A 20002-nucleotide genomic window follows, 5' to 3' on the forward strand; every position below is an offset into this window, starting at 1 on the left:
TACGGCCTGGTCTACAACCCGGGGGAGGGGTGTGGACGGACCAAACACGATGAGTGGATACGCACCAGGGCCTAGCGTCGTGCCAGCCGTGCGATGACGGTGCGCGCTGCGATCATGACCACCACGGCACCGGCAACATAGGCCCACATCACCGGCGGAATCGCCGCGGAGTTGAAGAATGTCTGCAACACGGGAACATAGACGATCGCGATCATGATGAGGACGGCCAGACCAATCGCCAGCCAGAATATCCGATTGCTCAACTGGTAGCGCGTGAACACCCCGTGGGCGCTGCGCCGCTGGACGATCGCCGCCAGTTGGGCGCACAACACGGTCACATAGGTCACCGTTGCGGCCGCCTGCGCATCCTGTCCGGCCGCTGAACCTGCTGCCATGATTGGAATCCCCAGTGCGCGCCAGGCCAGCAGATATCCGCCGATCGCCAGGCATCCCATGACCAATCCGGACAGAGCCAGATCCAGCAGGGTCCAGCGGTTGAGAATGTGAGCGGACGGATCGCGGGGTTTCTCCTTGAGCGTCTCGTCTTCTTCGGGATCGGAGCCCAACGCTGCGATCGGCAGGATCTCGCCCAGCACGTCGATGGCCAGCAACAGCGTCACCGGGATGGGCAGAGGCACACCGAGGATGGCCAACAATGCCAGACCGACGCCATTGACGACGAACTCGGCCACGTTGGACGTCAGACACGACAGCACACCCTTGCGGATATTCGCGTAGATGCGCCGACCCTGCCGCACGGCGCCCACCAAGGATGAGAACGAATCGTCCAGCAGCACGATCTGGGCGGCGTCCTTGGCGACATCCGTCCCGCCCTTGCCCATCGCCACGCCGATGTCGGCTGCGCGTAGCGCTGGAGCATCGTTGATGCCGTCTCCGGTCACCGCCACGACGTGGCCCGCATTGCGCAGGAGGGTGACGATGCGCATCTTGTCTTCGGGATTCACCCTGCTGAACACGGTGCCGCCGGATTCGGCAGCCGTCAGTACCTCGGCGTCGGACATGGAGTGCAATCGATGGTCGGTGACGGTGCGCGGGACTCCGGTGCCGCTGAGGTGAGCCTGTTGGGCGATGGCAGCAGCGGTCAGCGCGGTGTCGCCGGTAATGACGTTGACCGCGATCCCCGCGCCGTGGGTGACGTCCATCGCCGCTGGGATGTCCTCGTGGAGGGGATCGATCATGGAGACCAAGCCCAACAGGGTCAGGTCACTTTCGATCGCCTCGGCGTCGCCACCGACTTCGCCCCGGTCCAGGGAACGGATCGCAAAAGCCAGATTGCGCAGGCCGCGGCCGGCCCGTTCGTCGACTTCGTGGAGGAACTGCGAGCGGTCGGCGGCGGTGATGTCGCGCACTGTGCCTGCGGGGCCGTCGACCAGAATGCGGGTACAGCGCTCCAGCACGGATGCCGGAGCGCCCTTGACATAGGCCACCGGCGAACCGTCCACGTCGCGCACGGACGTCATGCGCTTGCGCTCGGAGTCGAACGGCAGGTCCCGCAGTTGTTCGGTCGAGGCGCGCAGCTGTTGCGGATCGAGCCCGGCCTTCTCCGCCAGCGGGATCAGGCAGCCTTCGGTGGGATCGCCCAGCACATAGCGGTCCGGATGGTCATCGTCGGGTGGCAGGACCTCGGCGGTGGAGGCGAACACCCCGGTTGCGAGGAAGGCACCCAGGCCTTCGGCGAGGTCGACGGTGTGCCCGTGCTCGACGGCGGTAAGTGTGGCTCCCGTGTCGCCGCGGCGCAGAGCCCCATCCGCGCTGTATCCGGTACCGGTCACCTGGACGGTGACACCGCCGATCACAGCCTGGGTCACCGTCATCTGGTTCTTGGTCAGCGTACCGGTCTTGTCGGTGCAGATGACGCTGGTGCACCCGAGTGTCTCGACGGAGTTGAGCCGCTTGACCAGGACATTCTGCCTGGCCAGGACGGCCGAGGCCCCCGCCAGTGCCGTGCTCACCTCGGCCGGGAGCCCTTGTGGGATAAGGGCGGCGGCCAGACCAACGGCGAACAGCAGCGCATTGAGGAATGGCAGAGCCGTGGCCAGCGCTACCGCGAGGAGCACCGCGGTGATGCAGATAACGCCGATGCCCACCGTCTTCGTGATGGCCGCCATTTCCCTTTGCAGGGGACCCGGGCGTTCGCGCACGCCCGATGACAGGTCCGCGATCTTGCCCAGTTCCGTATCCGCAGCGGTTGCCGTGACGATGCCGGTGCCCTCGCCGGCCGCCACCAGTGTGCCGGCGAAGGCCATGGACTGGCGCTCGGCCAGTGGGGCCTCGGCGTGTGCGGGGTCCGTTGATTTCCTTGAGGATCCTGATTCGCCGGTGAGCGCGAATTCGCTGGTCGAAAGGCCGTCGACGCGGATGAGCCGGATGTCGGCGGGGATGGAATCGCCTTCCTGGACTTCCACGACATCGCCGACGACCAGGTCCGGTGTTGCGATCGTCTGGGTCCTGCCGTCGCGGACCACAGCGGTGCTGGGGTGGACCAGGCGCTGGAGGCTTTCCATGGTGCGTTGGGCGCGCAGCTCTTGGACGAATCCGATACCGGCGTTGGCCAGCACCAGCAGGACGAACACGATGGCCGTGGACAGCTCACCGGCGAACCCGACCACCACCGCGCTGATCAAGAGCATGATGACGACCATGTCGCGGAACTGTGCGAGCAGGATGGTGGGCCAGCCGCGCTGCTTTCCCGTCGCGATGCGATTGGGGCCGTCGGCGGTCAGGCGGCGTGCGGCCTCGTCGGAGGTGAGGCCGTTCGGGCCGGAGCCCAGATCACTCAGAACGGCTGTGGTGTCCTGTTGGTAGGCGGTAGAAGCAGTGGGGGTGCTCACGCGGCCAATCGTACTCCCGGCATCGCAAGCGCGGATTCACATCGTGTGTGGGAATATCCTCACACGTTGTGAATCCGCGCTTGCAATGGTGATGGGCCGCATGCACGAGTGCCGGCCCCGTCGACAGCAGAGGCTCAGCGGGCCCGGCTGTGGGAGCCACGGGACGAACGCTGCCCTCCGGCGCGCTGTCCGCTGCCACCTCGGCCCGAGCCGCCGCGGCTACCGGATCCCGCCGGGGCCCCGGTCTCGCTGGAGTACTTGAGTGCGCTGCCCGAACCACGGCGGGAACCGCCTCGGCTGCCGGAGGCATGACGGTTGCCAGAGCCGCTGCGGCTGCCGGAACCGCCCCGGCGGCCGGACGCATCGCCGGATCCGCCTCGGGCCGAACCCCGCCTGTCATTGCGGCCGGCGCCGCCGCGTCCGCCGCCCGCGGTACCGCCCTGCTGACGACCCGAGGGCTTCCCGGACTGCTTGCGCGGCTGCTGCTTGGGCTGTGGCTCCGCCGGTTCCACATAGGGCGCAGTCTCTCCCACCAGGTCGGCGACCTGTTTGGACTCCGCCGTGACCCTGACGGGCTTGACCTTGACCTTGGCCTTGCGCAGCAACTGCTGGGTGTCATCGCGCTGCTCGGGCAGCATGACCGTGACGACGTCGCCCGAACTGCCGGCACGCGCGGTGCGCCCCGAGCGGTGCAGGTACGCCTTGTGTTCCGCCGGCGGGTCCACATGGACGACCAGTTCGATATCGTCCACGTGCACACCGCGTGCCGCGACGTCAGTGGCGACCAGGACACGGACCGAGCCCTCGCTGAACGCGGCCAGATGCTTATCGCGCTGCGGCTGGGACAGGTCCCCGTGCAGATCCACGGCGGGCACGCCGCGCTTGGTCAGCTGCTTGGCCAGGCGCTTGGCCTGGTGCTTGGTGCGGGTGAAGAGGATCCTGCGGCCCATCCCGGAGGCCAGGGCGCGGACCAGGTCGTTCTTATCCTCACGGTCGACCTCGAACACGTGGTGGGTCATCGCCGGCACGTGGGAATCGGGGGTGTCCACCGAATGCAGGACCGGGTCGTGCAGGAACTTCTTGACCAGTTTGTCGATTCCGTTGTCCAAGGTGGCGGAGAAGAACATCCGCTGGCCCTGGGCCGGGGTCTTCTTCAAAAGCCGGGTGACGGCGGGCAGGAAGCCCAAGTCCGCCATATGGTCGGCCTCGTCCAAGACGGTGACCTCGATGTCGTCCAGGGTCAGGACGTCCTGCTGGAGCAGATCCTCCAAACGCCCCGGGCAGGCCACGATGATGTCGACACCACGGTTGAGGGCGACGATCTGGCGGTGCGGTTTGACGCCGCCGAAGATGGTGGTGGTGCGCATGCCGTAGGCCCCCGCCAGGGGGTTGATGACGGCATCGATCTGGGTGGCCAGTTCGCGGGTGGGCGCGAGGATGAGGCCGCGCGGGCGCTTGGCCAGATTGCGATTACCGTCCTCGGCGGCCAGCTCGGCGACCATGGGAATGGAGAAGGCCAGGGTCTTGCCCGACCCGGTCTTGCCCCTGCCCAGAACGTCACGGCCGGACAGGGTGTCGGGCAGGGTGTCCTGCTGGATGGGGAAGGCCTGAGTCTTCCCATTGTTCCCGAGGACCTTGACCAGGGGAGTGGGAACTCCCAGTTCGGCGAAGGTGACGGGCGCAGTGGAGTTCGGTGAGGTAGCTATGGTGGAGCCTTTCTTCACGCCAGGGAGCCACACGGACGTGTGTTGTGCAGGGTGTGCACGCTGCCTGGTAAGGGGCGGGAGCACCGCTCGGTGCTCTCGGTCGCCGCAAGGAAGGTGCTTCAGAATTGCAGTCGTACACTGTGTCATCCGCACGGTGCCGAAGGCACCGGCTCCATGACGCAGGTCGATCCGCATGATGAGGCGTTCATACGACGCAGGGAACTCGAATTCGAGTGCCCAAGATCTACCATTCTACTCTTGTTCACCCCGAGTCGCCGAATGCACGGTTTCCGAATGCGTCACTTTGTTAGAGTCGCCAGATGGATACCGACCCACAAACACGCGTGGACACGGTCCAGGCAGCCGAACCCGTGGCGCGGCCCAACGATCCCAGCCTGCGTCCGCTGCGGACCGAGGACGCCACCGACGTGGCCGCGGCTTTCGTCTCCAACCCGGATATGGCCAGGCAGGGCGAGGTGACGAACGCGGAAGAGGCGCTTCTTTACATCGAACGGTTGGTCGATCCGGCCCGGGCACATCATCCCTGGGCGATCGTGGATCAGCACGGGGTGTTGGGACTGGTCTGCGTCGACGTCGATGCGCTCAACCGCAACGGTTGGTTCTGGTACTGGATGACCGACCGGTCCCGAGGCCGGGGGTGGGCTAAGCGCGCTGCGGCCACGGTGGCCGATTGGGCACTGCAGGAGCTGGGACTTGAAAGACTGGAATTAGGCCACAGGGTCAACAATCCGGCGTCCGGAGCCGTCGCCCGGGCCGCCGGATTCGTCTATGAGGGGACCGAGCGGGGCAAGTTCCTGATAGACGGCCATCGAATCGACGTCCTCACATACGGTCGATTGCAGACGGACCCGACACCGTGCTATTCGCCGCTCCGGTTCATCGAATGAACTGGGGCCGGTTGTAGCGCGTGTGCGCCGACGAACGACGCACCGCCAACGTGTCGTCAGGCCCAGTTCTCACCGATCTCATCGTGGAGCTGCTGGGTCTTGCGTACCTGTAGGACACCGCGTTCGATCCTGGACTCGATCCCCACATCCTGGGCGATGGCGATGATGGCATCGCGCTGTTCCACATGGTCATCGGCATCGCCGCCGTCCCACAGCTCCAGCCACTGGTCAGTGGGATCGTCGCTGCCGGCGTCGGCCCAGACCGAGCAGATCAGGTCGAGTTCGTCCTGGGTCATGGGGCGGGTGGGAGTCGCGTACATGGGAATCTCCTGAGGTCGGTGTGATCGGACTGCGGCTATCCCAAGAAAGTGTATTCGCGTCCCGGCCACCACGACCTGAACGCGCGGTTCCCCGGCCTGCTCGTACGCATCGGGCACGATGATGAGGATTCCGCCCACAGTTCCGGTGTTAGTGTCCGCTGCATGTCGAGAATGCACGATGAAGTCTCCGCCCGGCGTCCCGACTGGACGCAGTACCCCGAAGACCTCTAACGGGCCCGGTCCTGGATGGACGCGGATGCGTTCTCCGCCTGGCTGGACGAACAGCTGGGCTAATCGCCATGGGGCCGGCGGCGGTTCTGCTTGACCTCGGAGCGGCGCTTCTTGGCCGCCAGCCTGCGCCGCTTCGAACCCCGGGTCGGTTTGGTCGCACGTCGCACCACCGGCGGGATGAGCGCCTGCCGGATCAGGTCGGCCAGGCGCGCGCGGGCAACCGTTCGATTCTGCCGCTGCGCCCGCTGATCCTGCACCTCGACGGTCAGAACGGTCCCGGCCAGGCGGGTCGACAGCCGCGTCATGACGCGGGCCCGCTGCTCATCGTCCAGCGCCGAGGTCGTCGCCAGGTCGAGGCTCAGCTGGACCCGTGAATCGGCGGTATTGACACCCTGTCCGCCGGGTCCGGACGAATGAGTGAAACGTTCGAGCAGCTCGGCAGCGGGCACCACCAGACCGGCGGGGGCGCCCGGCCCAGGCAGAATCCTCAGGTCCTCAGCCACAGGTGATCCGGTTCTGATCGTCTACCGTGACCTCCGGCTCCGTGCCTGCCAGACCGTCCGTGTCGCCCCGCTCCACTGGTCCTAACCGCACATCACCCATAGGCAGAATGCTAATGGCATGGAATACTTGGACTCCACTATCCACTGCACGATGCCACAGTGGCGTAGGGCCGGTGTGGCCGAGGAGGAGCCATGACACGCTCGCTTGCAACCTATATCGCATTGCCTGGGACCACAGCGCAGGCAATGGAACACTGGCACGAGGTCTTCGGCGGTGAGCTGATGATCCTGCGCTACGGTGACACCTCACTCGAGGGAATGCCCTTCGAACCCGATCCCCAGGCCGTCGCCCATGCGACCCTGGACCTGCCGGGCGGCAGCATCGCCGGCGGCGACGCAATGGACACCGAGGGGGACTACCCGGTCCGGGGCACCGCGTATTCGCTGCTGTACACGACCGACACCCCGGATGAGGCCCGGGAACTGATCGGCAAACTCGTCGCCGGGGGCGGGCAGGAGGGGATGGCATTCGAGCAGGCGCCCTGGGGCGGCTGGTACGGACAGGTGTTCGACCGCTTCGGAGTCATGTGGGCCTTCTCCTGCGAATGACGGTGCGGGCGGATGCGGCCGTCCGGCCGGTTTGGAGTCGTATCGGGCCGCCAGGCGTGTCCGACTCACGGCGTAGGGTGAATGGGGTACACCCATCAGCGAGAGCCGGGAGGCGAAGATGACAGACGAAAAGCGCGTGGTGATCCTGGGCGGACACGGCAAGGTCGCCCTACTGGCCGCACCCAGGCTGGTCTCGGCCGGGTACCGGGTCGACTCCGTGATCCGCAATCCGGCCCAGGCAACAGACGTGGAGGCAGCAGGCGGGAATCCCGTGGTGCTCGATATCGAAGACGCCTCGGTCGATCAGCTGGCCGAACTGTTCGCCGGGGCCGCGGCGATCGTGTTCTCCGCCGGTGCGGGCGGCGGTAGCCCGGCCCGCACGGAGGCCGTGGACCATGTGGCGGCCGTCCGGGCAATGGACGCGGCAGCTCAAGCGGGAGTCGAGCGATTCGTCATCGTGTCCTATGCGACGGTGGGCATCGATCTGGACCGGGTCGATCCGGCGGACTCCTTCTATCCGTACGTCGTGGCCAAGCACGCGGCGGACGCCCACCTGCGGGACACGGACCTGGACTACACGATCCTGGGGCCCGGCCTACTCACTCTGAGCCCGGCCACCGGATCGGTGACCATCGCGGACGCCAATGGCGATATCGCCGGGCGCAAGCCCACCCGTGAGGAGTCCGTGACGTCTCGCGATACCGTTGCCGCGGTTATCGCCCATGTGATCGCCACCGGCTCCGGTTCCAGGGCGACCGTCAACTTCTATGAGGGATCGACCCCGATCGCCGAGGCCATCGGCTGAGTCCTCGGCGGCCCCGTCCCCGGAGCAGGGTTCACGCCCGGTCCCGGAGCGGGTCCCCGGGGCTCCCGGTGGGGGAGCGCCGGGTCACCGCCACTGATCCATCGCGACCCAGAACTCGTCGCGCAGTTCGTACCTGGCCCAGAACGGCACATCGTAGACGCCACTGGCATTGGCCAGGTCGTTGAGCAGCAGGCGGTCGAGTTCCGGGGGCACGGTGGGCTTGTCGTGCATGAGCTGGCGCACCTCGGTCTCGGTCGCGGTGTCCAACCAGACCTTGGCGGTCAGCCGGGCGACCTCCTGGATCTGCTCGAGCGGAATGGACCCGTGACCGCCGTGCTCGATCACACCACCGTCGGAGGAATACGCCAGCACGGAGGTCGGCGCCATCTGCGCGGCCTGTGCCGCCTTCGCCTGGGCCTGTGCCTGCCGTTCGGCGATCATCGCGGGGGTGGGCCGTTTGGCCAGGTCCTTGGGACTGGGCGATGACGGAGTCGAGCTGGTGGAATCGGGATCCAGCGCCGCCTCGAGTGCTTCGCCGGGTTCCTTATCGGCCAACCTGCGTTGGGCCCCCGTGGCGATCGTCTTCGGGTCGATCGTCAGCACGCCGTCGGACACCAGCGACAGGTTGTAGGCCACGCCCAGGGCTCGTTCCACATTGTCCGGTTTGGGAATACCGATGACCTTGACCTGTAGACCCAGATCCTGAGCGTCCTCGACGGCCTCCGACAGGTCGTCGTCTCCCGATACGATATACGCGGTCTGCACCGTCCGATTGACGGCCATCGACACCAGATCAAGGCCCAGGCGCAGATCGACGCCCTTCTGCTCACCATAGGGGTTGATCCGCCCCATCCGCAGTTTCACACCAGGCAGCTGTCCGATGTGCTGCTGGTGATGGTCGGGGATCCCGTCCTTTGCACCGTCATACCATGTCACCCGCAGCAATTCGCCTCCGCAGTCGAAGTGCGCCTGCTCCACCAGCTTCTGAATCAAATACGATTCGTGGACCTTCACGGCCGCACGATTCGACGAACCGGTAATGTTCGTAGCCAAACCCGAGTAGAAATAACCTGCATCGACAAGAATCGCATATCTCATACTGTGATACTACGGGGCCAAGCTGGCAGCGGGGTGAAACGACCGGTTGCGGAACAGGGTTTCAGCCCTGCGCCGCACGGGTGTGCAGCCCGTCGAGTTCGCGCACCAGCCGGGACCTGCCCTCCTCATCGAAGAATCCGGTCCGCAGCTGTTCGTTCAACCCTCCGTGCGTTTCATGATCGCGCACGAGTTCGGCCATATCGCGGCTGGAATCCGACAGGGCCGGGGCCAATCCCGCGAAGGTAGCGCGGATGAAGGGCTCGGCCACCTGTGGGGGTACCCCCTGCTGAGCCGTCCAGACCGCCACCTGTCGGATGTACTCCAGGGCTCCGGTGACCGCCCCGGTGGCTGCGGAGAACACCGAGAGCTGGGCTTCATCGGCCACGACCAGGGCACCGCCGAGCAGGTCGAACAGACCATTGGAAACAGGATGCTCGGGCCACACCACCGTCAGCCCTGCGCGGTGGGACACCGGTGGCATCGGAATCGCCCGGACCACCTCCACACCACCGCCCGCGGCAGCCGCGACCTCGGCTGCCGAGACTCCGGCCAGCACACTGATGATGAGCGTGTCCGCACCGAAGTTCAGTTCGGCGATGGCCTCGTGTAGCTGGTCGGGCCGCACCGCCAGGACAATGGTTCCAGCGGCCTCGACGACCGCCTGGTTGTCGGCGGCCACGGACACCTGCGGATAGCGCTTGGTCAGCTCGGCCGAGGTCTCCCGCGACCTGGGGGAGAGTACGATCGCGGGCGCCCCCGGCCCTCCGGCCAGGCCCTCGACCATGGCCCGGGCGATCTCGCCCACGCCGATGAAGCCGATCGTGTCCCCGTCGCCCAGTGCCGTCTTCCGAGTCGTCATCCTGTCCTCCTGAGTCGTGTGTCCGATGTCGGGTTCCAGCCTAACGAACCGCGGGTGCCACCGGGGCGGATTCCAATCTGGGCTTGGAGTGTCCCAGCGCCTGGGCGACCAGCCGGGTCAGCGTCGTCAAGCCGTCCGTGGACAGCACGGACTCCAGATGCCCCTGGACCGAGGCGAAGCCCGGCCCGCGCAGTGCCGCCACCACCCCTGTCACCGGATCGGCCGCGACCTCGGCTCCGCCGGCGTGCAGGGTGCCGGGAGCAACCCGGGCCGCGAAGGTGTTGTAGAACCCGATTCGGGCGTCGGCGCCGAACACCGGCACACTCAGCTGTACGCCCTGATGCGGTTCGTCCAGGGCCCGCAGGTCGAGGCCGCACTCGAGCGCCAGCAGTTGATGGCTCAGGCACACCGCCAGCAGGGGCCGCCCTGCCGCCCGACGATGAACGATCAGCTGACGCATCCGCGCGATCCGCGGATCGGTCCGATCCCGCGGATCGCCAGGGCCGGGGCCTGCGACGAGCAGGTCGGCGGAGGTGATCCTGGCCTCGGTCACCGCATCCCAGGCGACGACCTCGACGTCCAACCCCAAATGGCGCAGCTGATGGGCCAACATGGTCGAGAACCGATCCTCGGCGTCGACCACCACCGCGGTGAAACCCGTGAAGGGCGCCCGCAGGGCCTTGCGCGTGCTCAGAGCTGGTTGACGTTGCAACCAGAAGGCCGCCAGTCGGGAATTCCGGGCGTGCAGCAGGGCCTCGACTTCGGTGCTGGAGAGTTCCCCGGGTGCCGTTGAGCCGGCGGGCGGAGCACTGGGTCCGGCCGAGGGAGCCGCCGTGGCTCCGATCGGCGCAGTCGCGATGTCCACGCCGATCGCGCGCAGCAGGCCGGAGACCTTCGCCGCCGTCTCCGCGGCCTCGCTCAGGGGATCGGAGTGCCGGACCAAGGTGGCCCCTGCGGAGACGCTCATCATGCCATCGCGCAGATATGCGGTGCGGATCAGGATTGGCGCATCCAGCTCATGGCCGCCGGCGGCCTCCGGGCTGAACAGGGCCGCAACCCCGGAATAGTAGCCACGGGGCGAGGTTTCGTAGCGGGCGATGACCGAGCAGGCGTTCTGCATCGGCGAGCCCGTCACCGTCGGGGCGAACATCGTCTGGCGCAGGACTCGGCGCGGATCTTCCTGCGAGGCGCCGCGCAGTACGTACTCGGTATGGGTCAGCCGGGACATCCGCTTGAGCCGGGGCCCGCTGATCCGCCCACCGGACGAACACACCTGAGACATCATCTTCATCTCCTCGTCGACGACCATGAACAGCTCCTCGGTCTCCTTCGTCGAGTTGAGGAATTCGGCGAAGGCCGCGGGGTCCGGTTGGCCGTTCACATGCCGGAACGTCCCGGAGATCGGGTTCATCGTCACCGCGCCGCCGCGGGCCACGACATGGGCCTCGGGGCTGGCGCCCACGGCCACCAGATCGCCCAGCACGATGGCGAAGGTCCAGTAGGCCCCGCGCTCGCGTTCCAACAGGGCACGGAACCAGGCGAGCGCTGTGGTCCTCGGGTCGGCGTCGACGCGCCCGGTGAAATCACGCCGGATGACGAAGTTCGCCCCTGCGCCGGTGCCGATCTCCCGGTCGATGACCTGCCGGGCGATCCGCGCGTACTCCTCATCCGAGGTGGTGAAGCCCGCGTCGTGTACGCGCGGCAGCTGTTTGGGCAGGGCGTCCAGGGTCTGTGCCAGCGGCAGGCTTGAGTGCTCGTCGACCAGCAGACAGCGCAGGGGTGCGCCGTCGTCGAGTGCGGCGTATCCGCGCTCGCGGATCCGGTTGAACGGCACCATCGCCAGGACCTCGCGGGCGCTTCCCGCGTCATCGTGCAGGGGGATGTCGGCCAACTGCTGCACATCGGCGATGGTGCCGGTCAGGAGTTCGACGCCGTTGCCGCGGGAGATGAGGGCGAAGGGAGTGGTCGCGCTGCGCAGCGCCGTGATGCGCTGGAGGGGAGTGGGAGTGTCAGCGGGTGCGGGACTGGGGTTCAAGGGTGCCTCCGGGAGGTTGGGCTCCGTGGGCGATCCCCGAACGGGAAACGAAAAAGACCGCCACGACGGGGCGGTCTGGATTCGAGTACGCGAATGGGCCGCCGGTCAGGCGGGCCACCAGTTGTTCTGCAGAGTCTGTTTCGCGTGCACGGGACCAACATAGCACGCCCGCCGGTCCGGCCGCACGCCCGGCGGGCGTGGACTCAGCTCTGTCGCAGGGACCGGGTGCCGGCGCGGTCCACGTCATCGCGCAGCACGCCGGGCCAATAGGACACTCCCTCGGGCGAGCTGACGACTTCCAAGGTGGCGTGGGGGAGGACCTCGACCAGGGTTGCGGCGGTACTGACCGGGTGGCCGGGATCGTGGGTCCAGGCCAGAATCGTCACGGGAATGCCGATCGTGGCGATGAGCAGGGGAGCGGGTAGATCGGACAGTGCGGCTCCGCGCAGTGCCGAGGGCAGCAGTGTGGCGGGGATGTCCGGCGGGCTGGGCGGCCGTCCGACGGTGGCCGGGGGCGGCACCACGTCCCGATCGGCCGCCATGAATGCCGCAAGACCGCCGGCGGTGACGAGTTCGGCTGATTCGCGGTAGCGGCGGGCCTGTGGGACGCGGGTCTCCCAGGCGGTGGGCGGGAGCATGAGGGTCAGCCCGGAGAACCTGCCGGGATCGGCCAGGGCCGCGTGCAGTAGAGTGCCGGCGCCCATCGAGGGCCCGACCCCGTGGACGCGCTCGCCGGGGAAGACGGCGTCGAGTAGGGCGAGCAGGTCCTCGGCCAGGACCGACCAGCGGTAGTCGGCGGGCTCTGTGCGCCCGGTGGAGCGGCCATGGGCCCTGGCATCGTAGCGCAATAAGCGGGTGCCGTTGAGTCCGCGCCCCAGGTCCAGTCCCATCAGCCTGTCGCGCGACCGGCTGGAGGTCAGGCCGTGCAATTGCACCACGGGGTGGCCGCCCTCATCGCTGATCTCGTAGTCGAGCTGGGCGCCGGGGACGGTGAACCTGGGCATGGGCTGCTCCTGGGGTGATGGGCTTGGGACTCGAATGCCTATATGTGATCTAGAATACATTTATGAGGCTGAGCAACATCACCTGGCTGCGTCTGCCGTTCGGCCGCGTGTTCGGCTACGACGTCAGTGTCTCCGAACCCGGCGAAGAGCTGCCGGTGTCCTTCGACCAGGCGCGCCATGTGGGCGAGGGGGATCGGCCGGGCTCGTGGATGGCCCTGAGCTTCACGCTGCCCGCACCCTGTGATCGCGCAGCGCTGGCCGCCGCCTGGCTCGAGGTCATCGCCAGGCACGGGACCCTGCGCTCGGTCTTCACCCCGGGCCCCGACGGCCCGGAATTGCACCGGGTTCAGGTGGGTCCCGGGGGCTGGGCGGAACACCCCGTGGGACCCGGGCAGGCCGTCAACGAGGCGCTGGGCCGGGTGTTCGACGACTATTGCCGGCCCTACAGCCGACCCTCCCACCGGCTGTGCGTGGTGGAGACCGCCACAGCGCCGACCGTGGTCATCGCGGCCGATCATGCGCATGTGGACATGTGGTCGATGCTCGTCATCGTCCGCGACCTGCTGACGGCGCTGTCTGCGACCGAGGCCGCGCGCGGGTTCGGGGAACCGGGGGACGCCGCACGGCCGCGGGGCGCACTGCCCGAGGAGTTCGCCGCGCACACCAGGGCGCTGGCGCAGCGCCGGCCCGCCCCGGCCGGGGTCCGCCGCCGGTGGGCGCAGATCCTGCACGCCGGCGGCGATGCGATGCCGACCTTCCCCCTGCCGTTGGGCGCGGCACAGCCGGGCCCCGAACGTGTCGAGGTGCGCGATGTGCTCGACCGGGAGCAGGCCGCCGCCCTCTCGGAGAGGGCCCGTGCCGAGGGCGTGTCCACCCTGGCCCTGGTCATCGCGGCCATGGCGCAGGTGACGCGGGAGCTGGCGGACAGGCCGTTGCGCGCGGTGTTCCCGGTGCACAGCCGCTATGAGGAGCGCTGGCACGACTCGGTGGGCTGGTTCATCACGAATTCCGTTATCGAGGTGCCGGGAACCGACCCCCTTTCGGCAGCCGCCGCGCTGAAAGAGGCGATCGGCCTGGGCTCGCATCCGCTGGCGGAGGTCCTGGCGCCGTTCGGCGGCATGCCCCGGACTCCGGAGATGTTCGCCATCAGCTGGCTCGACCTGCGCCGGTTGCCCGTGCGGATCGACTCGGTGGGACTGGACGCCCAGTATGTCAGTGCCAGGGTCTCGACCGACGGCGTCATGCTGTGGTTCATCGTCGACGACCAGGGGCTGCACCTGCGCTGCCGGTACCCGGACACACTGCGAGCCAGGCACCATGTGGGCACCTGGCTCGATCGAGTGGTTGAGGAACTGCGAACGCTCAGCGCACGCCCTGCATCAGCTTGAGGATGGGCCGGCGGAAGATGAACAGCAGGATGCCCACGATCACGGAGATACCGCCGATCACAAGGAAGTACGGGACCTCGGCGTCGGCGGAGTAGAAACCGGCCAGGGAGCCCGAAGCAGCAGAGCCCAGCGCGACCGACAGGAAGAACAGGGCGACCATCTGCGAATGGAAGGCCTGCGGGGCCAGCTTGGTGGCCAGGGACTGGCCCACTGGCGACAGGCACAGTTCGGCCATGGTGAACAGGAAGTACACGAGCACCATGACGAGCATCGGCACGGAGTTCGCGCCGCCGCCGGCCAGCGGGATGAACACGAAGAACGCGATGCCCATGACGATCGTGCCGATCGAGAACTTCACCGGGGTGCTGGGCTGCTTGTCGCCGAGCTTGGTCCACATGGCGGCGAAGGCGGCGGCGAAGACGATGATGAAGAACGGGTTGATCGACTGGACGATCGACGGCGGCAGCACGATCCCGAACAGATTCCGGTCCAGGCGCTGATCGGCGTAGATTGCCAGCACGGTGAACTGCTGCTGGAACAGCGACCAGAACACTGCCGAACCGATGAACAGCGGGATGAAACCGAACACGCGGCTGCGCTCGATCGCGGTGATCTTCTTGCTCGCCGCGATCACGCAGAACAGGACGACGGCGGCCACGATCGTCACGACCACCACCACATTGGCCAGGTTTCCCGCGTTGAGCCAGCCCAGTCCCGCGGCTACGGCGACGATGGCGATCGCGACCACGGCGATCACAATCCACTTCAGCGCCTCGGCCCGGCTCAGGGGGCTGGTGGGGTGCGAGCTGGATTCGGTCCGGGTGTGGCGGCGCATCGCGAGGTACTGGACCAGGCCGACGGCCATCAGCACGGCGGCCAGGCCGAAGCCCCAGTGGAAGCCCTTCCAGCCCCACAGGGCCGAGGTGGCCAGCGGTCCGATCAGCCCGCCGATGTTCACACCCATGTAGTAGATGGAGAAGGCCGCGTCGCGCCGGTTGTCCTTCAGGTCGTAGAGGTCGCCCAGAGTGGTCGAGGTCGATACCTTGAGGGAACCCGATCCCAGAGCGATGCACACCAGGCCGATGCCCAGGCCCAAGCCGCCGGGCAGCAGCGATAGGGACAGGTGGCCGATCATGACGATGACGGCGGCGGATACGACGGTCTTCTCAGCACCGAGCACGCGGTCGGCGATCCAGCCGCCGAGGACGGAGGAGAGGTAGACCAGGCCGCCGTAGGCGCCCACGATGGAAGTGGCGACGGCTTCGGACATGCCGAGGCCGCCGTCGGTCGTCGCATAGTAGATGTAGTAGGCGAGCAGCCCTTGCATGCCGTAGAAGCTGAAACGCTCCCACATTTCTACGCCGGCGAGGTTCGCAAGCCCCCAGGGGTGGCCGAAGAATCCCTTGCGCGACGTCCGCTCCGCGGATGCGGTCGAAGACATTATTTCTCTTTCATGTGGGTTTCATACTGTTCCGGGCACAATGCCAAGGCGAAACCCTACCACTGTCCACATGGTGGGCAATGCACCGGGGTGGATGACTATTCACGGTGGGGCGCGCTCAAGTCGTGCTCAAACTGCGAGCGCAGCCACCCCTGACATGGAAGAACCCCGCGTGACCAGTGGTCACACGGGGTTCTGTGCGAGCGGGCGACGGGAATCGAACCCGCGTATCGAGCTTGGGAAGCTAGCGCTCTACCATTGAGCTACGCCCGCAACATGTTTTACTCTACACCGGTCGGTGCCGGATTTCCCAATCGAGCCGAAACCCGGTGCGCAGTCGGCCTGGGAGCCATGTTGGGAGCCATGCCTTGGGACTATCGGTAGGTGCGGTTGACGTAGTCGACGACACTTGCACCGCCTGCTACCGCCACGATGGGCAGACCGTAGATGATCCAGGCGAAATCGGCATATCCGAAGAAGCCCAGATCGTTGGCGGTGTCGAAGATCCACGCGAGCCCGGCCGTTGCGAGGACCGCGACCAGGGACGAGCAGATCCACTGCAGCATCGGCCGGGCCCGGCACAACAGGACCGCGGTGCAGGCGGCGAGGAAGGCGGGGATGAGGACGAAATAGGCGGCCCGGCCGAAAGCGATGGGAACGGGCAGTCCGTTGCGGTGTTCGAGGACAGCCCATGACACGCCGATCACCAGGAACCAGCTCGCGCCGGAAATCGACCAGAAGACGGCATTGCGCATGCTCACCTCCCGGGTCCGAGCGGAACGTTTCTGGATACGTACTTCAGGTTACGTCACAAAACACTGGAGGGGTACTCGAATCAGCCCGGTGATTCCGAATCCGCTACGGAATCCTGTGCCGAATCATCCCAAACCCGCAGCCATTTCTCCGCCAGGGACTCCACATTCTCATGCGCATTGAGGCCACTGGGCTGCGGCACGACCCACAGCCGGACGCTTCGGGGCCAGCCGGGGACCAGCGCAGGGTCCTGGAGCCCCAGCACGGCCCGCGGCAGATCGAAGGCCTGCCGGAACGCGGTGATGCCGGCGATGGCCACGCTGCGCGGTCGCAGCTCGGGGAGCCGGTTGATCAGGCAGCGCGCCCCGGCCCGTAGCTCATCGCGGGTCAGTTCGGATGCCTTGGCGCTGGCCCGGCCGACCAGATTCGTGATCCCGACCCCGCGCGCCAGCAGATCCTCGGCGTCGGAGTCGAGGAGTCCCGCCGCGGCGTCGACCCTGCGGCGGGTCAGGCCGGCGGCGTGGAGGGAGGGCCAGAAACGATTGCCCGGGTGCGCGAAGGGGGCGTTGACCGCTGCGGTCCACAGGCCCGGATTGACTCCCACGATGAGCATCCGCAGTGGGCACCCGGGATCGGGGAGGAGGTCGTCGACCGCGGGGGAGTCGACTGTGGCGAAGGCCGCCAGCTCAGCGCGCCGGGGCCTGCGACCGCCCAGGGGAGAGGGTCTTCGCATGCGCATGGGACCAGGATAGTTCGACGCATGACAGTGCAGTAGGACTGTGTGACAATCGGAACATGAACGAGTCGAGCATTCATGACGACATCTCACAGCTGGTCGAACGTGAACACGAACTGCGCGCCGAGCTGCAACGCAAGGAGATCTCCTCGCAAGAGGAGATGCAGGAGCTCAAGGGCATCGAGATCCAGCTGGACCGGTGCTGGGACCTCCTGCGGCGGCGCCAGGCGCTGCGCGCTGCCGGTGAGAACCCGGACCTGGCCCGGGAGCGTCCCGCAGACCAGGTCGAGGGTTATCTGGACTGAGTAGACGATTGTGGGCCCGGCACCTGCAACGGTGCCGGGCCCACAATCACAACCTGTCTCAGGCCTGCTGGGGTTCGACCGGGGGCAACGCCGACCAGGGGAAGACGATCCACTCATCGGTGCGCTTCCACACATAGTCGGGCAGGACGACCGAGGCGGACTTCGCATAGATGACGGCGGACTTGACGTCGGCACCGTGGCTGCGCAGCAGGTCCAGTACCAGGGCCAGGGTGCGGCCGGAATCGGCGACGTCGTCGACGACCAGAAGTTTCTTCCCGGCGATCGATTCGGTGTCCAGCAGGGGTGCGAGCAGGACGGGATCGGGCAGGGTCTCGTGGACATCGGTGTAGAACTCGACGTTGATCGCATCGGAGAGCTTCACACCGAGGTTGTACGACAGGGCGCCCGCCGGCAACAGGCCGCCCCTGGCCACGGCGATGATGATGTCGGGGGTGTATCCGGAGTCGACGATCTGCTGTGCGAGTTCACGCGAACCCGTGCCGAACGTCTCCCACGTTAGGATTTCCTTGGTGTCGAGGTCCGATGAATCTGCGTGATAGGCCACGTGTTCCTCCCGATTGGGCTGATGAAAAGGGTATGCCCTCCAGGGTAGTGCACCGGTGCGGGCAGTGCGCGCCGGAATCTCAGCCGCGGGGGCGCCATGTGCTGACAATCACCGAGGCGGTGATCACCTCGGGTACCTGTGCGGCCGTGAGCGTGGCCGGATCCAGATGCCTGGCCGAGGGCGTCATCGCCACCAGGGCGCGGGCCTGGTCCAGATCGGGATGGATATCGAATTCCACGGTGGCGCTGTGGGTCTCCGTGAAGTCAGAGTCGAAAGCCCTGTGCAGGCGGGCCTCCTTGGCCGGATCGATGTGGACCATATCGACGACTTCGGCGCGTAACTGGCGCAGGTGCTGCGCGGTCGGCCGGGCGATGACGACCCCGCCGGTAGGCCCCAGCACACGTCGGAACTCAGCCGGATTGCGCGGGGAGAAGACATCGAGGACGACATCGGCGCAGGCCTTCGCCAGAGGGAAGGGACGGTACACGTCCCAGGAGCCGACCGCAGCCCGCGGGTGGGCGTGCGCGGCCAGGCGCCGGCCGCGCACGCCCGTATCGAATCCGAAACCGGTGGCCGGTGGGATCCGTTCGAGGGCTTTGGCCAGATAGTAGCCGGTGCCGCACCCGGCCTCGACGATGAAGGGATCGGCAGCCGGTCCGATGACGGCCGCGGCCTGGGCTGCGACCTCGGCTGCCAGCGGAGCGTAGGCTCCCGATGCCAGGAACGCATCGCGGGCGAGCGCCATCGCGGCATCGTCTCCGCTGGTGGCCTTGAAGCCGGAGAGCAGGCCGAAATACCCCTGCCGGGCGATGTTGAAACTATGGCCGGCAGGGCAGCGCAGATCGTGTTCGGCCGCTTGCAGCGGTTCCGCGCAGACCGGGCAGCGCAGCCTTGCCAGCACTCGTTCGCGGGTAGTGGGCGCCGCAGTGGAAGACGGGGCATTCGCCGGACGGGATCTCTGATCGGGGTGCACAGGTGCAGTGTAGTCGCCCCGGGCCGGGCAATGAGCGTCCGGCGGGCTAGCCTGGAGGTGTGATGAGCTTACACACTCAGACGGTCCCCGGCGGGCCGGGCCGCATGGTGTTCCTGCACGGGTTGATGGGCCGTGGCAAGAACTTCACCCGGATCGCCAAGGACCTCTCCGATGACTACACCTCGCTGTTGGTCGATCTGCCCGATCACGGCCAATCTCCGTGGAGTAAGACCTTCGACTACTTCCGCATGGCAGATACCGCAGCCGCGGCGATTCGTTCCTGGCTGGCAGCGGAACCGCAGGGTCCGGGCACGGTCGTGCTGGTGGGTCATTCGATGGGTGGCAAGGTCGCGATGGAGCTGGCCCTGCGGCACCAGGATCTGATCTCGCACCTGATAGTGGTCGACATCTCTCCGGTGCGCGCTTCGGGAAGTGAGGACTTCGACAAGTTGCTGGGTGCGCTGGAGGCCATCGACCTGGACCGGTTGGAAAGCCGGGCGCAGGCCGATGAGCAGCTGCGTGGCCCCGTCCCGCAGTTGGCCACCCGTGGTTTCCTCCTGCAGAATCTGCGGCCGAGCCGTGACGACACCGGCGCGGTCAGGTTCGCCTGGCAGCCGAACCTGGCCCTGCTGCACGCCTCCCTCGATCGTCTGGCGGACTTCCCCGATCCGCACACCGGGCCGTATCCGGGGCCGGTGCTGTGGATCAAGGGCGAGCGCAGCTCGTACGTCTTGCCCGCCTACACCGCGGAGATGAGACGGTATTTCCCGCGCTGCACCAAGATCACGATCAAGGGCGCCGGACACTGGGTGCATGCGGAGAAGCCGGCGGAGTTCGTCTCCGCCGTGCGCGCGTTCCTGGACCGCAGCGCGGATCGGTGATGCAGTCCCGTGGCACTGCCCGATGACCCG

At 67.1% G+C, this 20002-nt stretch carries 19 protein-coding genes and 1 tRNA gene; 6 read left to right on the plus strand and 14 right to left on the minus strand.

The window, feature by feature from the left end:
* Positions 1 to 71 precede the first annotated feature (71 nt).
* A complete protein-coding gene (locus tag NQ038_RS02175) occupies positions 72 to 2852 on the minus strand; it encodes a cation-transporting P-type ATPase (RefSeq protein ID WP_257061724.1) in 2781 nt (926 codons plus the stop codon).
* Positions 2853 to 2986: 134 nt separating this feature from the next.
* Positions 2987 to 4576, minus strand: a complete 1590-nt coding sequence (locus tag NQ038_RS02180; protein ID WP_257061725.1) for a DEAD/DEAH box helicase — start codon at positions 4574 to 4576, stop codon at positions 2987 to 2989.
* A gap of 302 nt (positions 4577 to 4878) precedes the next feature.
* Between NQ038_RS02180 and NQ038_RS02185 the strand changes: the two genes are divergently transcribed.
* Positions 4879 to 5466, plus strand: coding sequence for a GNAT family N-acetyltransferase (locus tag NQ038_RS02185; RefSeq protein WP_257061726.1), 588 nt, complete (start codon positions 4879 to 4881; stop codon positions 5464 to 5466).
* Between the two features lie 56 nt (positions 5467 to 5522).
* Here NQ038_RS02185 and NQ038_RS02190 read toward each other — a convergent pair whose 3' ends face one another.
* Both NQ038_RS02190 and arfB read right to left on the minus strand, forming a co-directional pair.
* Positions 5523 to 5786 (minus strand): hypothetical protein, encoded by a 264-nt coding sequence (locus NQ038_RS02190; protein ID WP_257061727.1) that lies wholly within the window; start codon positions 5784 to 5786, stop codon positions 5523 to 5525.
* A 290-nt stretch (positions 5787 to 6076) separates the two neighbouring features.
* Positions 6077 to 6520, minus strand: a complete 444-nt coding sequence (gene arfB / locus NQ038_RS02195; RefSeq protein WP_257061730.1) for an alternative ribosome rescue aminoacyl-tRNA hydrolase ArfB — start codon at positions 6518 to 6520, stop codon at positions 6077 to 6079.
* A 192-nt stretch (positions 6521 to 6712) separates the two neighbouring features.
* Here arfB and NQ038_RS02200 point away from each other — a divergent pair, with 192 nt between their 5' ends.
* Together NQ038_RS02200 and NQ038_RS02205 are read left to right on the plus strand one after the other, a co-directional pair.
* On the plus strand, positions 6713 to 7129 hold the full coding sequence (locus NQ038_RS02200; RefSeq protein WP_257061732.1) for a VOC family protein: 417 nt from the start codon (positions 6713 to 6715) through the stop codon (positions 7127 to 7129).
* Between the two features lie 118 nt (positions 7130 to 7247).
* On the plus strand, positions 7248 to 7934 hold the full coding sequence (locus tag NQ038_RS02205; RefSeq protein WP_257061733.1) for an NAD(P)H-binding protein: 687 nt from the start codon (positions 7248 to 7250) through the stop codon (positions 7932 to 7934).
* A gap of 84 nt (positions 7935 to 8018) precedes the next feature.
* Here NQ038_RS02205 and NQ038_RS02210 read toward each other — a convergent pair whose 3' ends face one another.
* The 4 genes from NQ038_RS02210 to NQ038_RS02225 form a co-directional block, all read right to left on the minus strand.
* Positions 8019 to 9032, minus strand: coding sequence for an NYN domain-containing protein (locus NQ038_RS02210; RefSeq protein WP_257061735.1), 1014 nt, complete (start codon positions 9030 to 9032; stop codon positions 8019 to 8021).
* Between the two features lie 61 nt (positions 9033 to 9093).
* A complete protein-coding gene (locus tag NQ038_RS02215) occupies positions 9094 to 9891 on the minus strand; it encodes an NAD(P)-binding domain-containing protein (protein WP_257061736.1) in 798 nt (265 codons plus the stop codon).
* A 40-nt stretch (positions 9892 to 9931) separates the two neighbouring features.
* On the minus strand, positions 9932 to 11926 hold the full coding sequence (locus tag NQ038_RS02220; RefSeq protein ID WP_373456765.1) for an anthranilate synthase family protein: 1995 nt from the start codon (positions 11924 to 11926) through the stop codon (positions 9932 to 9934).
* 203 nt (positions 11927 to 12129) lie between these two features.
* The gene (locus tag NQ038_RS02225; RefSeq protein ID WP_257061737.1) at positions 12130 to 12930 is read right to left on the minus strand and encodes an alpha/beta fold hydrolase; all 801 of its coding nucleotides are present in this window, start codon (positions 12928 to 12930) and stop codon (positions 12130 to 12132) included.
* A 62-nt stretch (positions 12931 to 12992) separates the two neighbouring features.
* Between NQ038_RS02225 and NQ038_RS02230 the strand changes: the two genes are divergently transcribed.
* Positions 12993 to 14318, plus strand: a complete 1326-nt coding sequence (locus NQ038_RS02230; protein ID WP_257061738.1) for a peptide synthetase — start codon at positions 12993 to 12995, stop codon at positions 14316 to 14318.
* Here NQ038_RS02230 and NQ038_RS02235 read toward each other — a convergent pair.
* The 4 genes from NQ038_RS02235 to NQ038_RS02250 all read right to left on the minus strand — a co-directional run bounded on the left by NQ038_RS02235 (position 14293) and on the right by NQ038_RS02250 (position 17251).
* A complete protein-coding gene (locus NQ038_RS02235) occupies positions 14293 to 15759 on the minus strand; it encodes a peptide MFS transporter (protein WP_257047148.1) in 1467 nt (488 codons plus the stop codon). The genes NQ038_RS02230 and NQ038_RS02235 overlap by 26 nt on opposite strands.
* A gap of 202 nt (positions 15760 to 15961) precedes the next feature.
* A tRNA-Gly gene (locus NQ038_RS02240) sits at positions 15962 to 16032 on the minus strand.
* A gap of 101 nt (positions 16033 to 16133) precedes the next feature.
* Entirely contained in the window at positions 16134 to 16520 is a 387-nt protein-coding gene (locus tag NQ038_RS02245; protein WP_257047149.1) for a hypothetical protein, read from the minus strand.
* Between the two features lie 74 nt (positions 16521 to 16594).
* Entirely contained in the window at positions 16595 to 17251 is a 657-nt protein-coding gene (locus tag NQ038_RS02250; protein ID WP_257061739.1) for a mismatch-specific DNA-glycosylase, read from the minus strand.
* Between the two features lie 56 nt (positions 17252 to 17307).
* Here NQ038_RS02250 and NQ038_RS02255 point away from each other — a divergent pair, with 56 nt between their 5' ends.
* Positions 17308 to 17553, plus strand: a complete 246-nt coding sequence (locus NQ038_RS02255; RefSeq protein ID WP_257061741.1) for a DUF2630 family protein — start codon at positions 17308 to 17310, stop codon at positions 17551 to 17553.
* A 58-nt stretch (positions 17554 to 17611) separates the two neighbouring features.
* Here NQ038_RS02255 and NQ038_RS02260 read toward each other — a convergent pair whose 3' ends face one another.
* Positions 17612 to 18118, minus strand: coding sequence for a phosphoribosyltransferase (locus tag NQ038_RS02260; RefSeq protein WP_257061742.1), 507 nt, complete (start codon positions 18116 to 18118; stop codon positions 17612 to 17614).
* Between the two features lie 79 nt (positions 18119 to 18197).
* A complete protein-coding gene (locus tag NQ038_RS02265) occupies positions 18198 to 19091 on the minus strand; it encodes a putative RNA methyltransferase (protein ID WP_257061745.1) in 894 nt (297 codons plus the stop codon).
* 62 nt (positions 19092 to 19153) lie between these two features.
* Here NQ038_RS02265 and NQ038_RS02270 point away from each other — a divergent pair, with 62 nt between their 5' ends.
* Entirely contained in the window at positions 19154 to 19972 is an 819-nt protein-coding gene (locus NQ038_RS02270; protein WP_257061747.1) for an alpha/beta fold hydrolase, read from the plus strand.
* Positions 19973 to 20002 lie beyond the last annotated feature (30 nt).

The organism is Brevibacterium sp. 50QC2O2 (genome assembly GCF_024580675.1).
Classification (GTDB): domain Bacteria; phylum Actinomycetota; class Actinomycetes; order Actinomycetales; family Brevibacteriaceae; genus Brevibacterium; species Brevibacterium moorei.